10 protein-coding genes are annotated in these 13,254 nt (G+C 73.5%); 7 read left to right on the top strand and 3 right to left on the bottom strand.

From position 1 onward, the window contains the following. Nucleotides 1-3 precede the first annotated feature (3 nt). Both ACFXOA_RS02865 and ACFXOA_RS02860 read left to right on the top strand, forming a co-directional pair. Entirely contained in the window at nucleotides 4-1,401 is a 1,398-nt protein-coding gene (locus ACFXOA_RS02865) for an FAD-binding oxidoreductase (protein ID WP_385021477.1), read from the top strand. A gap of 96 nt (nucleotides 1,402-1,497) precedes the next feature. Further along, a complete protein-coding gene (locus ACFXOA_RS02860; RefSeq protein ID WP_385021474.1) occupies nucleotides 1,498-3,126 on the top strand; it encodes a PucR family transcriptional regulator in 1,629 nt (542 codons plus the stop codon). A gap of 105 nt (nucleotides 3,127-3,231) precedes the next feature. On the opposite strand, the gene ACFXOA_RS02855 is transcribed toward ACFXOA_RS02860, so the two are convergent. Next, nucleotides 3,232-4,452, bottom strand: a complete 1,221-nt coding sequence (locus tag ACFXOA_RS02855; RefSeq protein WP_385021471.1) for an Ig-like domain-containing protein — start codon at nucleotides 4,450-4,452, stop codon at nucleotides 3,232-3,234. A 226-nt stretch (nucleotides 4,453-4,678) separates the two neighbouring features. Here ACFXOA_RS02855 and ACFXOA_RS02850 point away from each other — a divergent pair, with 226 nt between their 5' ends. Genes ACFXOA_RS02850 through ACFXOA_RS02830 form a run of 5 tightly spaced genes read left to right on the top strand, consistent with a single transcriptional unit; the run spans nucleotide 4,679 to nucleotide 10,175 of the window. Continuing rightward, nucleotides 4,679-5,839 carry a lipid II:glycine glycyltransferase FemX gene (locus ACFXOA_RS02850; protein ID WP_385021468.1) on the top strand — a complete coding sequence of 387 codons (1,161 nt, stop codon included), beginning with the start codon at nucleotides 4,679-4,681 and terminating at the stop codon, nucleotides 5,837-5,839. Then, on the top strand, nucleotides 5,764-7,506 hold the full coding sequence (gene murJ / locus ACFXOA_RS02845) for a murein biosynthesis integral membrane protein MurJ (protein WP_385021465.1): 1,743 nt from the start codon (nucleotides 5,764-5,766) through the stop codon (nucleotides 7,504-7,506). The genes ACFXOA_RS02850 and murJ overlap by 76 nt, the downstream gene beginning before the upstream one ends. Nucleotides 7,507-7,543: 37 nt before the next feature. Further along, nucleotides 7,544-8,227 carry a response regulator gene (locus ACFXOA_RS02840; RefSeq protein ID WP_385021462.1) on the top strand — a complete coding sequence of 228 codons (684 nt, stop codon included), beginning with the start codon at nucleotides 7,544-7,546 and terminating at the stop codon, nucleotides 8,225-8,227. Further along, nucleotides 8,224-9,663, top strand: coding sequence for an ATP-binding protein (locus ACFXOA_RS02835; protein ID WP_385021459.1), 1,440 nt, complete (start codon nucleotides 8,224-8,226; stop codon nucleotides 9,661-9,663). The genes ACFXOA_RS02840 and ACFXOA_RS02835 overlap by 4 nt, the downstream gene beginning before the upstream one ends. Continuing rightward, on the top strand, nucleotides 9,660-10,175 hold the full coding sequence (locus tag ACFXOA_RS02830) for a hypothetical protein (RefSeq protein WP_385021456.1): 516 nt from the start codon (nucleotides 9,660-9,662) through the stop codon (nucleotides 10,173-10,175). The genes ACFXOA_RS02835 and ACFXOA_RS02830 overlap by 4 nt, the downstream gene beginning before the upstream one ends. Nucleotides 10,176-10,196: 21 nt before the next feature. Here ACFXOA_RS02830 and ACFXOA_RS02825 read toward each other — a convergent pair whose 3' ends face one another. Both ACFXOA_RS02825 and recN read right to left on the bottom strand, forming a co-directional pair. Continuing rightward, nucleotides 10,197-11,276, bottom strand: coding sequence for a glycosyltransferase family 4 protein (locus ACFXOA_RS02825; RefSeq protein ID WP_385021453.1), 1,080 nt, complete (start codon nucleotides 11,274-11,276; stop codon nucleotides 10,197-10,199). A 183-nt stretch (nucleotides 11,277-11,459) separates the two neighbouring features. Beyond that, nucleotides 11,460-13,205, bottom strand: coding sequence for a DNA repair protein RecN (gene recN, locus ACFXOA_RS02820; protein ID WP_385021450.1), 1,746 nt, complete (start codon nucleotides 13,203-13,205; stop codon nucleotides 11,460-11,462). Between the last annotated feature and the right edge of the window lie 49 nt (nucleotides 13,206-13,254).

Raw genomic sequence — 13,254 nt, 5'->3', positions numbered from 1 at the left:
CAGATGACGCCCCGCACCCCTGCGACGGACGCCTCCCCGACCGGTTTCCGGGCTGAGTTCGCCGGTGAGATCCATGTTCCCGGCGACCCCGGCTACGACGAGGCCCGCACCGTCTTCAACAGCATGATCGACCGCAGACCCGCGGTGGTGGCCCGGTGTTCCGGCGAGGACGACGTCGTACGGGCGCTGCGCTTCGCGCGTGAGGAGGGCCTGGAGGTCGCCGTACGCGGCGGTGGGCACAGTGTCGCCGGGATGGCCCTGAGCGAGGGCGGCCTGGTGATCGACATGCGGCTCATGCGCGCGGTGGAGGTCGACCCCGGCGCCCGTACGGCCCGTGTCGGCGGCGGCGCGACGATGAGCGACCTCGACCGTGCCACCCAGCCGTACGGCCTGGCGACGACGGGCGGCCGGGTGTCCAGCACCGGTGTCGGCGGCTTCACCCTGGGCGGCGGATCGGGCTGGCTGGAGCGTGCTTTCGGCCTGGCCTGCGACAACTTGGTGGCCGCTGACGTGGTCACGGCCGATGGTGCCACCGTGCACGCGAGCGAGGACGAGCATCCGGAGCTCTTCTGGGCCCTGCACGGCGGTGGCGGCAACTTCGGTGTGGTCACGTCGCTGACCCTGCGGCTGCACGATCTGCCGGCGATGAGCATGGCGCTGCTGCTGTTCCGCCCGGAGAACGGCCCGGAGGCCGTCCGCGCCTACCGCGACGTCATGGACTCCGCCCCGGACGCGGCGGGCGGGGCGTGCCTGTACATCACGGGGCCGCCCGAGGAGTGGGTGCCCGAGGCCATGGTGGGCCGGCTCGTCTGCGCGGTCCTGTTCACCTACGCCGGTCCCGAGGCGGAGCTGCGTGAGGTGGCCGCGCCCGTGCTGGCGCTCGAGCGCGAGGCCGGTGTGATCGACGCGATCCCGTACGCCGACCTCCAGTGCATGCTGGACGACCCGCCGGGGATGCGGAACTACTGGTCGGCGGAGTACCTGGACGCCTTTCCCGACGAGGCCGCCGCGGAGTTCTGCGCCTGCGCCTCCACGCTGCCCGTGCCCACCGGCTCCCAGCACGTGCTGTTCCCGATGGGGGGCGCGGTGGCGAGGGGGCCGTCCGGCTATCCGCTGCCCTGGCGCTCCTCCCCGTGGGCGGTGCACCCGTTCGGGGTCTGGGAGGACCCCGCGGACGACGAACGGGTCAGGCAGTGGGTGCGCCGGGTCCGCGGCGCGTTCGTGCCGTGGGCGAGCGGCGCGGTCTACCTCAACTTCATCGGCCGCGAGGGCGCGGAGCGGGTGGTGGCCGGATTCGGGGAGCGGGCCTACGAGCGGCTGACCCGGGTCAAGGCCGACTACGACCCCGGCAACGTCTTCCACCTGAACCACAACGTGAAGCCGGCCGTGGCCAGGGTGTGACGCGCCGGGCGAGGGCCGGTACCTTCCTCACCAGGGCGTTCCTGGCCCGATCGCATGGCGCGCTGGCACACGACGGGAAGCACGAGGCCGGATCCGGTGAAGACAGAGGGCGGGATCACCGTACGGCGGGCGCTGGAGCTGCCCGGGCTGCGGGGCGGACTTCCCGAGGTGCTGACCGGGGAGGCCGGGCTGGACCGGGAGGTGCGCTGGGTGCACGCCGGTGAGGCCCCGAACATCCCCGCCCTGCTCAAGGGCGGTGAACTGCTCCTCACCACGGGGCTCGGCCTGGGGTCGCTCCCCGCCGACCAGCGCGCCTTCGTCCGCAGGCTCGCCGACCGCGGGATCGCCGCACTGGTCGTCGAGCTCGGCCCGCGCTTCGGCCGGCTCCCTCCGGCCATCGTCGAGGCGGCTGGTTCCGCGGGGCTGCCGCTCGTCCAGCTGCATCGCGAGGTCCCCTTCGTCGCGGTGACCGAGGAGATCCACACCGAGATCGTCAACGGTCACTACGCCCTGCTCCAGCGCGCCGAGGAAGTCCATCGCAGGTGCACCCGGGCGGTGCTCGACGGCGGTGGGGTCCCGCAGGTACTCGGTATCCTGGCGGACTTCGCCGCCAATCCGGTCTTCCTGGAGACCCCTGACGGCCGGCTGCTCTACGCCGCCGGCACCGGGACGGCGGTGGTGGGTGCGGAGCCGCTGCAGGTCTGGGAGGGGCTGCGCGGGGCCCGCGCGGCACGGGAGTCGCCACCGGCGGGGACGGTCCTGGTGGAGGTGCCGGGCAGCGGGCCGGGGACCGGTTCCGTACGCGCGCGCCTGGTGCTGCCGGCCGTGTCGGGCCCGCTCGCGGAGGTGCACCGGATGGCGGCCGAGCGTGCGGCGGGCATCCTGGCGGTCGTGCTGATGCAGGCCCGTCAGGAGGACGAGGTCGCCGCGCGCGGACGTGGTGACTTCCTCACGGATCTCGCCGAGGGCCGGATCAGCCCCGAGGACGCGCCGGCCCAGGCGGGGGTGCTCGGGTTCCGTCCTGGAGGGGACCCGCTTCTGCCGGTGGTGATGCGGCTCTCCCCGGAGTCGGCCCCCGCGGGCAGCTGGGCGCTGCTGGCGCGGGCGGTGACGGAGGAGCTCGCCGCGGTGGGGGCTCCGGCCCTGGTGGGTGTGCGCCCGGTGGAGGGAAGGGTTCCGCTGCTGCTGGCACTGCGGCCCGGCGTGACGCGTACGGCGCTCGCCGACCGGGTGGCCCAGGCGCTCCGTGCCGGGGCGGCCCGGGCGGGCCTGGAGCGGGCCGGTGACCGGACCCCCGTCGTCGTGGTGGTCGCGGCGGCAGGCGTCTGGGCCGCGGCCAGCGCGGGCCTGCGGCACGCGGCGGAGGCGGCGAGGGCCGCTCACGGACTCCAGGAGCGGCCCTGGTACGACGCGCGCCGGCTGGACATCGATCTGCTGCTCTGGCGGCTGAGGGACCATCCGGACCTGGAGTCCTTCGTCGACCGTGCGATCGGGCCGCTGCGCGAGCACGACCGCACGGGGCGCCCGGCGCTGCTGCCCACCCTGGAGGCGTACCTCGCGCACGCGGGGCGCAAGGCGGAGGCCGCGCGCGATCTGCACCTGAACCGGCAGACGCTCTACAACCGGCTGGCCCGCATCGGCGAACTGCTGGGCACGGACCTCGACGACCCCGAGTCGGTGCTGGCGCTCAGTCTGGCGCTGAGGGCCCGGCGCCACACGGGCTGAGGGCACGTCAGCGGGAGTCCGGGCTCCGGCGGCCGGTCCTTCGGCTCGGCCGGACGTGCACGGTGTCCGGTGCCTCGTGCCGGAGCGCTCGGGCGGGCTGCCGGGTCAGCCGAACGCGCTCCTCTCCTTCCACTCGGCCCAGGACAGGTTCCAGTCCCCGTACCCGTTGCCGTCAGCGACGGTTCCCTTGGTGTCGGCGCCGGTGATCTCGAAGGGGTCGCCCACCCGCACCTGCCCGTACAGGGTCTCGGCGTTCGCGTCGCTGAGCCCTATGCATCCGGAACTCCGGTTCGCCACGCCGAAGTAGGCGGCGTTCCAGGGCGCGGCGTGGACGTACATCCCCGACCAGGTGAGCCGCATGGACCAGTCGACCATCTTGTCGTAGGCGTCACCGAGGCCCACCGTTTCGGAGCGCATGTTGATCGTGCCCTCCTTGGACATCAGGACCGCCGTCCCCCGCCAGGACGCCTTGTCCCCTCCCGGGGTGCCCCCGGAGACCGGCAGGTCGAGGACCTTCCTGCCTTCCCGGAGCAGGACGAGGCGGTGGCGGTCCAGGTCGACCTTCGCGACCTGGGCGCTGCCGATGGTGAACGTGGTCGCGTAGTCCCGGACGAACCAGCCGCCGTCCGGGCCCGAGTCGATTCCGTCGAGGCCGGCGGCGAGGGTGACGCGTGTGCCCGGCTTCCAGTAGTGCTCGGGCCGCCAGTCGGCGCGGTCCCTGCCGGAGTGGTCCCGCAGCCATCCCCAGGCGCCGGTCGTACCGTCGGAGGTGGTGACCCGCAGGGCCTTCTCGACCGCTGCCTTGTTCGCCACCGGGTGGTCGAAGACGATGGACAGGGGCTGGGCGATCCCGACCGTGGTGTTCTTCCCCGGGGCGAGGGACAGTTTGTTGACCTTGTCCACCGGCGCGGTGGTGAAGCCCGCACGGTCGCTGCGGCCGTCCGTGCCCTGCACCTCCACCGTGTACGCGGTGGAGGGGGCCGCGACCCGGTCGGAGGTCCAGGTCCTGCCGTCGGCGGATATCCGGCCGGTAAGCGCCTCGTCTCCGGTGCCCCTGACGGAGACGGTTCTCAACCTGCCCGATTCCGCCGTGACTTCGACGGGCACTCCGGGGGTCGCCTTCGTCCCCCGGAGGTTCACCGTGATGGCCGTCGCGGGGGCTCCGTGTGCGGCGGCCGCCCGCACCGGTGAGGGATGGTCCCCCGCCTGTCCGCCCCCGCACGCCGTGAGTGCGGGGGCGAGCACGACGGCCAGGGCGGCCAGGACATGACGGGCCGTCCGGCCCTCGGGCCCGGTGGGACGTACGGATCCGGGTGCAGAACTCAAGGGAATCCTCCTGGGGAAACGCCTTCCTGAACGGGAGGCAGGCGGCCGAGCGTAGATTCCCCGAGGTACGCGATGTCCTCGGATCCGCTCTGTGACAGGAGGTGCGGCACAACGGTCATCGTCCGGTCACACGCGCCGCGCGGACCGGTCACAGAGGGCTGTGAGCATCCGGTGCAGCCCAGGAGGACCGGACGGGTCCCCGGGGGATCGGAGAGGACGGGGCCTCATGCTGACGCTGCTCGCACCGGATGGCCGCAGCCGTGCCGGGGAGTTGTGCATCCGCGCGCTCGACGCCGCCGAGCACCGCGCTCTTCTCGCCTCGCGGCCGGACGCCAGCTTCCTGCAGTTCCCGTCCTGGGCAGGGGTGAAGGAGGGCTGGGCCTCCGAATCGGTCGGGTGGCACGGCGCGTCGGGGGTTCCGGAAGGCGCGGCGCTGGTCCTCTACCGGCAGTTCCCAGGAACCCGGAAGTACTTCGCCTACATCCCGGAGGGGCCGGTGGCCGACTGGGCGTCGCACGACATCGACCGGTGGATGCGGCCTCTGATGGCGCACCTGCGGGCTTCGGGGGCGTTCGCCGTGCGGATCGGCCCGTCGCCCGCGTACCGCGTGTGGGACGCCGCCCGGCTGAAGGCGGCCACCGGGCCGGGGCGGAGGATAGGTGACGTGCTGGCGACCGCGGTGGATCCGCTCGGCACCGCCGTCTCCGAGAGGCTGCGGGCCCGCGGCTGGCGTCGTTGCGGCGAGGACGGGGACGGGGACGCCCAGCCACGCTACGTCTTCCAGGTGCCGCTGACCGGCCGGACGCCCGGCGACCTGTGGTCGGGCCTCAACCAGGAGTGGCGGCGCAACGTCCGCAGGGCGCGCCGGGCCGGCGTCGAGGTCGTCACGGGAGGCGCGTCCGACCTGCCGGAGTTCCACCGGCTCCTGAGGATCACCGAGGAGCGCGACGGCTTCCGGCTCGGCCGCTCCCTCGCCTACTACCAGCGCCAGTTCACCGTGCTCAACGCCGAGCAGCCCGGGCGGATGCGGCTGCGCCTGGCGGTGCACGAGGGCGAGGTGCTGGCCGCCCACACGATGATCGTGACACCGGGGCGGGTGTGGTATCAGACCGGCGCGTCCGCCGACCACCGGCGCGAGGTCCGGCCCAGCAACGCGCTCCAGTGGCAGATGCTGCTCGATTCCCAGGCGCTGGGCGCACAGGTGTACGACATGCGCGGTGTACCCTCCACCCTCGACCCCGACGACCGTTCCCACGGACTGCTGCGCTGGAAGCTCGGCACCGGAGGCCGGCTCGTGGAGACGCTCGGAGAATGGGAGATCCCGTTGGGCGGCGCCGCCAACAACGCCTTGTACAGGGCGTTCCACGCGTATCTGGCCCGCCGGTGACCGGCACCGTCGTCCCCTCCCGGGACGGGACGGGGCGGGCGGACGAGCCGCGGTCCGTACTGCGCGGCGGTGCGGTCATGGCGGCGGGCTCCGTGGTCTCCCGCGCCACGGGATTCGTACGCTCCGCGGTCGTCGTCGCCGCGCTGGGCACCGGTCTGCGGGCCGACGGCTACGCGGTGGCCAACACGGTCCCCACCATCCTGTACACGCTGCTGATCGGGGGCGCCCTCAACGCGGTCCTGGTGCCGGAGCTGGTCAGGGCGGCGAAGGAGCACGCCGACGGAGGCCGGGCCTACACCGACCGGCTGCTCACCCTCTGCTCTACGGCACTCGTCGGGCTGACCCTGCTCGCGGTCGCGGGGGCTCCGTCCATCGTCTCGGTGTACACGGACTACTCGGGCGGCCAGGCGGCGGCAACCGTCGCTCTCGCCCGCTGCTGCCTGCCGCAGATCCTCTTCTACGGGCTGTTCACCCTGCTGGGACAGATCCTCAACGCCCGGGACCGCTTCGGCGCCATGATGTGGGCGCCCGTCCTCAACAACCTCGTGGTCACAGGGGTGTTCGGCCTCTACCTCGCTCTGGTCTCCGGGACGGACGGCGAACTCACCGCCTCCCGGATCCAGCTCCTCGGCTGGGGCACCACAGCAGGCATCGCCGTGCAGACCGTGGCGCTGGTCCCGGCCCTGCGCGCCGCCGGGTTCCGCTGGCGGCCCCGCTTCGACTGGCGGGGCAGCGGGCTGACCCGGCCGCTGCGTTCGGCGGGCTGGCTGGTGATGCTCGTCCTCGCCAACCAGGCCGCCTACTGGGTGGTGACCCGGCTCGCGACGGCCTCCGGGCAGAGCGCGGCCGAGCAGGGGGTGGCCGGTGGCGCCGGTTACACCGCCTACAGCTACGCCTACCAGTTGTGGGTGGTGCCCCAGGGCATCGTGACGGTCTCCCTGGTGACCGCCCTGATGCCGCGTATGAGCAGGTCGGCGGCGGGCGGCGACACGGCCGCGGTGCGGCGTGACGTCTCGTACGCACTGCGCACCAGCGCGACCGCCGTGGTGCCGGCCGCCACCGTCCTGCTTGCTCTCGCCCCCTGGGTGACGGGTGCGGTCTTCGGTTACGGCCGGGCGGGCGAGGCCGACAGCACGGTGATGGCGGGCATCCTGGCGGCGTTCGCACCCGGGCTGGTCGCGTTCTCCGGGCAGTACGTGCTCTCCCGGGGGTTCTACGCGACGGGCGACACCCGTACGCCCTTCCTGCTCAGCCTGCTGATCGCGGGGGTGAACGCCGGACTCTGCGTGGTCGCGTACGTGCTGCTGCCCGCCCGATGGGCGGTGACCGGGATGGCCGGAGCGAGCTCGGTGGCGTACCTGACGGGGTTCGCGGTCACCGCGTACGTGCTCCGCCGGCGGCTGTCGGCGGGTCCGGGCGCCTCCGGGGCCCGGCCGTGGCGGTCCTCCGCCGTGGGCACGCATCTGCGGCTGGCCGCCGCCTGTCTGCCGGCCGGGCTGCTCGCGCACGGCGCCGCGAGGGCCGCCGGTGGCGCCGGGGACATCCTCGCCGCGGCGGCCGGCACCGTGACCCTGGTGGCCGTACTCGCCCTCCTCGCACGGCCGTTCGGCGTCGAGGGGATAAACTCCCCGCTGGCCGCAGCCCTCAGGAGACTGCGGAAGCGGTGACGACCGCTGTGACGACGAGCCTGGGGACCCGGTTGCGATGCCGCGCATTCTTCTCGTGGAGGACGACCCCTCCGTACGGCAGGGAGTCGAACTCGGGCTGCGGCGCAGGGGCCACGAGATACGGGCGGTCGGCACCGGGGAGGCCGGTCTCGAGGCGCTGGACGACTTCCGGCCCGACCTCCTGCTCCTCGACCTGATGCTGCGGGGCATGAACGGCGTGCAACTCTGCCACCGGGTACGGGAGACCAGCCTGCTGCCCATCATCATGCTCACCGCGCGGGGCGACGACTTCGACGTCGTCGTGGGGCTGGAGGCGGGAGCGGACGACTACATCGTCAAGCCCGCCAGGACCGAGGTGATCGAGGCCAGGATCAGGGCCGTCCTGCGCAGACTCACCGACCCCGCCGGAAGGAGCGGCACCGAGGTCCACGGGGAGCTCGTCGTGGACCGGTCGGGCCTCGCCGTGACCCGGGCGGGACAGCGGCTGGCCCTGGCACCCTCCGAACTGAGGCTGCTGCTCCACCTGTCGGCGTCGCCGGAACAGGTCTTCAGCCGGCAGCAGCTCCTCGAATTCGTCTGGGAGCACAGCTACCACGGCGATGCCCGGCTGGTGGACGCCTGTGTGCGACGGCTGCGGAAGAAGATCGAGGAACCCGAGGGCAGCCCCCGTTACATCCAGACCGTACGGGGCTTCGGCTATCGCTTCGGACCGCTGGAGTGAGGCTGCGGACGTCCGGCCCCGGTCTGCGGACCCGCCTCGTCGTGGCCTTCCTGCTCGTCGCGGCGGTCAGCGCGGCCACCACCGCCGCGCTCACCTACCGGGCGGCCCGCTCCGCCATCCTCCAGCAGACGCAGGACACGGCGGTCGGGCAGTTCAGGGACCGGGCGTCCGAACAGACGGTGGCCCTGCCCCTCGGCGAAGCCGCCATGCGGCGGCTGTGCACGACCCTGGCGCGCGAGGGGAAGCCGCACAGCTGGATCGTCTTCGCGGAGTACGGCCGGCTGAGGGCGTCGTCGTCGGATCACCCGACCTCCGACGTCGTCACGGACAAGCTCCGCGCCGCCGCCCGCGGTGAACGGCACGGGTCGTTCCAGCGGGTGACGGGGAACGGGAGGACCTGGCTCACGGTGGGCATGCCCGCCCTCTACCAGCGCGACGGCCGGCGCGGTCCGACCGGGCTCGTCCTCTACGCGGTGATGCCGCTCGACGTCGAGGAGGCCAATGTCGACGCCATGGTCACGGCGGCCAGGGACGGTGCCGTGCCGGCTCTGCTGATCGCCCTGGTACCCGCGCTGCTCGCGTCGCGCAGTGTGCTCAGGCCGGTCCGCGATCTGCGGCGGGCTGCCGCGGGGATCGGCCGGGGCGAACTCGGCACCCGTATCCCGGTGAAGGGCTCGGACGAACTCTCCGAGCTGGCGCGGACCTTCAACGAGGCGTCGGAGAACCTGGCGCACTCGGTACGGGAGCTACAGCGTGCGGAGGCCAGGGCCAGACGATTCGCCTCGGACGTCTCGCACGAACTGCGCACCCCGCTGGCGGGCATGCTCGCCGTCACGGAGGTCCTCGACGAGGACGCCGAGCATCTCGACCCCGATACGGCGGCGGCGGTCCGGCTCGTCAGCGCGGAGACCGAGAAGCTGTCCGTACTCGTCGAGGACCTGATGGAGATCTCACGTTTCGACGCCAGGGCCGCCCGCCTCCATCTCGACGAGGTCGACGCCGCGGAGACGGTACGCAAGACCCTGCAGAACCGGCGCTGGGAGACGTCCGTGTACACCGAACTCGCCGAGGGAGTACGGGTGAGGCTGGACCCCCGCCGGTTCGACGTGGTGGTGGCCAACCTGGTCGGCAACGCTCTGCGCCACGGGGAGCAGCCCGTCTCCGTGTGCCTGCGAACCGAGCGGGACGCGGAGGGTTCCTGGCTGGTGACCGAGGTCTCCGACAGCGGGCCGGGCATCGCGCCTGTCGCGCTCCCCCACATCTTCGACCGCTTCTACAAGGCCGACGCGGCACGGACCCGCTCGGCGGGCAGTGGTCTGGGCCTCGCCATCACGCGGGAGAACGTGGAACTCCACGGGGGGAAGGTCCGGGCCGCCAACGCCTCGTCGGGCGGCGCGGTCTTCACCGTGGCGATCCCCCTGGACGGTGGCGGGTGATCCGGCCGCGACGGTGGATCGCGCTGCTCGTGCTCTCGCTCGTGCCGGCCGCCGGGTGCGGCATCCGGGCCACGGATGTCGTCGAGGTGGGCGACGCGGCCGTGGTGGAGGTGGATGGGCAGTCCTCCGGTTCGGCGCTCCTCTACTTCGTGCACTCGGGTGAGCCGCACCCCGTCTCGCGCGGTTTCGCGGTGCCGCAGGAGGCAGAGAGCGGGTCCGAGCCTCCGAACCCCCTCAAGGTGGTCGCCATGCTCTTCGCGGGCCCCTCGGACAGGGAGCGTGCGGCAGGCCTGACGACCGAACTCCCGACGTCCGACGGCGCCGTGGACATCAGCCGGACCGGGAGCGGAGGGCTTCTCGTGACGCTGCGGCTGCCCGTGTCCGGGCTGTCCGGTGTCGCACGGCAGCAGCTCGTCTGCACAGTCTCGGGAGCCGCGGCCGCCTGGAGGGCGCTGCCGGTCCGGGTCGAGGGCGCGGACGGGGCGTTCGGTCCGGACCGGTGCGCCTGGTGACATCGGGCGCACGCACGCCCGTCAGCCCCGGCCGGCCGCCCCCGGAGCCGCCAACTCGTCGTAGACGGACAGCACATGGCTGATCATTTCGTCCTCGGTCGGCCATCCGGCGGCCCGCAGACGCCCCGAGTCGGCCAGCGCCTGCCGCTGCTCCGGGTCCCCCAGAAGGCGGGTGACGGTGCCGGAGAGGGCACCGGCGTCTCCGTGCGGGGTCAGCTCGGCGGCGTCACCGACGAGTTCGCCCAGCCCCTCGGTGCGAGCCGCGACGAGCGGGGTGCCGCCCCTCAGGGCTTCGCGGGCGAGCGCGGGCCCGTGTTCGCCCCCGCCGGTCAGTACGGCGATGTCGGCGGCGGCGAGGACGTCCACGAGCCCGTCCATGCCTCCGGCGAGCACGACCGGCAGCCCCTGGGCCGCGATCCTGCGGCGCAGGGCACCGGCCGAACTGTCCTCCCCCACCACGGCCAGCAGCGGCGCGGGGTCCAGGCCGCGCCACTCGCGTGCCGCCTCCACCAGCGTGTCCTGACCGGGCTGGGCGACCGACACCAGCAGCGGGCGTCCTACGGCGCCCAGTTCGGCGCGCGTCTTGCCGGTGTCACCAGGCCCTCGCGGACCGCTCGGTTCCACGGGAACGGGCGCGATCCTGGCGTCCCTGGCCCCCCGGCTCCGGGCCCGGTCGACCAGTTCCCAGGAGGTCCCCAGCACGACGGCCGCCCTCCGGACGGCCCTCCGCTCCAGCAGCCGCAGCATCCGGCCACGGGCCCCCTCGGCCTGGACCCGGGCATGCCAGGTCATGACGAGCGGAATTCCCCGGCCGCTGAGCGCGATCCCGGCGCGTACGGCCGCGTGCAGCCCGTGCGCGTGGACGATGTCCGCGCCCGTGCAGGCCGTCCGGAGGGCGGCGACGGCCGCCGGATCGCTGCGCCGGGGCACCGCGACGAATCGGGCGCCTGTGGCGGGGAGGCCGCGGGCGCGGCCCGTCCCGGCCGGCGCGCAGACGGTGACCTGCACGCCCCGGGCGATCAGCCCCGCGGCGAGCGACCTGACGTGAGCGCTGCTTACGGCACCGCCGCCCAGGACTTGGACCGTACGCAGCTGTGTCACGTTGATCGGCTCCCGGGGCTCCCGAGTCGGTGATGTGTACAGCACCAAGGATGCCAGCCCGTACGCACGTTCCGGGACCGACGAAACGTTGCTCCGGGCACCGCATCACCAGCCCGACGGCCCACCCCACACTTTCGAGTGAGATGGGCCGCGCGCAATTGACTTTGTCCGGCGCTGATCTGTCTACCCGTCGATCCTCGCGGTCTCGAGGAGTTCCTCGGCGTGTGCGCGGGCCGTCTCGGAGTCCTCCTGGCCGGCGAGCATCCGCGACAGCTCACGCACCCGGTCCTCACCCTCCAGGACCGTGACACCGCTCCTGGTCACCGATCCGTCCACCGTCTTCTCGACCAGCAGCTGCCGGTCGGCGAACGCGGCCACCTGGGGCAGGTGCGTGACCACCACGACCTGGGCGGACCTCGCGAGCTTCGCCAGCCGCCGGCCGACCTCGACGGCGGCCTTGCCGCCGACACCGGCGTCCACCTCGTCGAAGAGGTACGTCGGCACGGGGTCGGAACCCGCGAAGACCACCTCGACGGCGAGCATCACACGGGACAGCTCACCGCCGGACGCGCCCTTGGCGATGGGCCGTGGCTGGGCACCGGGGTGCGGTGCCAGCAGCAGCTCCACCTCGTCGGCACCGGACGGCCCGTAGAGGACACTCCGGCCGCCGACGTCGATCCCGGATGCCTCGTCCGGCGCCTCGGTCTGCCGGATGGCGAACGAGACCCGGGCGTGGGGCATCGCGAGGGACGCCAGCTCCTCCGTGACGGCCGCGGCGAAACGCGCCGCCGCCTCGGTGCGTGCGTCGGTCAGCGCCTGTCCGAGCGCCGAGAGCTCACCGCGCAGCACGTCACGCTCCGCGGTCAGCTCACCGATACGGTCGTCGTCGCCCTCCAGCTCGGTGAGCCGGGCGGCACCCTCCTCGGCCCAGGCGAGCACGGCTGAGACGTCCTCGCCGTACTTGCGGGTGAGCGCGGTGAGGGCCGCGCGCCGCTCCTCCACGGCGGCGAGCCGCAGCGGGTCGGCGTCGAGCTGGTCGGAGTACCCGGCGAGTTCGCCCGCCACGTCGGCGAGCAGGATGGAGATCTCGCCGATCCGGTCCGCGAGCCCGGCCAGCGCGGGGTCGTGCGCCCGCACGCCGTCCAGGGACCGCCCCGCCGCGGCGACGACGGTCGTGGCGTCGACGCCCTCCTGGTCCTCCGGGTCACCGGCGAGCGCGGCGTGGGCCAGCGCCGCCGCGGACGCCAGCGCCTCGGCGTGGCCGAGCCGCTCCGCCTCCGCCGCGAGCTCGGTGTCCTCTCCGGGCAGGGGGTCCACGGCGGCGACCTCTTCGAGGCCGAAGCGCAGCAGATCCGCCTCCTGGGCCCGCTCCCGCGCCCGCGTGGTCAGCTCGTCGAGCTCCGTGACGACGGCCCGCAGCCGCCGGAAGGCGGCCGCGTAGGCGGCGTGCGGCGTCTCCACGGCGTCGCCCGCGTACCGGTCGAGGGCCTGCCGCTGCCGGGCGGGCTTGAGGAGTCCCTGCTGGTCGGTCTGGCCGTGCACGGCGACGAGTTCGTCGGCGAGTTCGGTGAGCACGCCCACGGGCACGGATCTGCCCCCGAGGTGGGCGCGGGAGCGCCCTTCCGCCGAAACGGTACGGCTGACGATCAGCGCACCGTCCTCGATCTCGCCTCCGGCCTCCTCGGCGCGCACCGCCGCCGCGTCGCCCGGGGCGACCGTGATCCGCCCCTCGACGACGGCGGCCTTGGCGCCGACCCGCACCAGGGCGGGGTCGGCGCGGCCTCCGAGCAGCAGTCCGAGACTGGTCACGACCATGGTCTTGCCCGCGCCGGTCTCACCCGTCACGGCGGTGAAACCGGGTGACAGCTCCACCACCGCGTCGTCGATGACTCCGAGCGACCGTATCCGCATCTCCTCCAACACGGACATGACCTTACGAGGTCCGGGGCCCGGCGTGCGACGGACCCCGGTGACGGAT

Source organism: Streptomyces sp. NPDC059166 (assembly GCF_042755185.1).
Lineage (GTDB): Bacteria > Actinomycetota > Actinomycetes > Streptomycetales > Streptomycetaceae > Streptomyces.
This window is presented reverse-complemented; position numbering and strand designations above follow the sequence as displayed.

Coding starts and splice junctions, on each gene's coding strand:
- ACFXOA_RS02865 (WP_385021477.1), top strand. CDS start 4: ATGACGCCCCGCACCCCTGCGACGGACGCCTCCCCGACCGGTTTCCGG.
- ACFXOA_RS02850 (WP_385021468.1), top strand. CDS start 4,679: ATGCTGACGCTGCTCGCACCGGATGGCCGCAGCCGTGCCGGGGAGTTG.
- murJ (WP_385021465.1), top strand. CDS start 5,764: ATGGGAGATCCCGTTGGGCGGCGCCGCCAACAACGCCTTGTACAGGGC.
- ACFXOA_RS02840 (WP_385021462.1), top strand. CDS start 7,544: ATGCCGCGCATTCTTCTCGTGGAGGACGACCCCTCCGTACGGCAGGGA.
- recN (WP_385021450.1), bottom strand. CDS start 13,205: ATGTCCGTGTTGGAGGAGATGCGGATACGGTCGCTCGGAGTCATCGAC.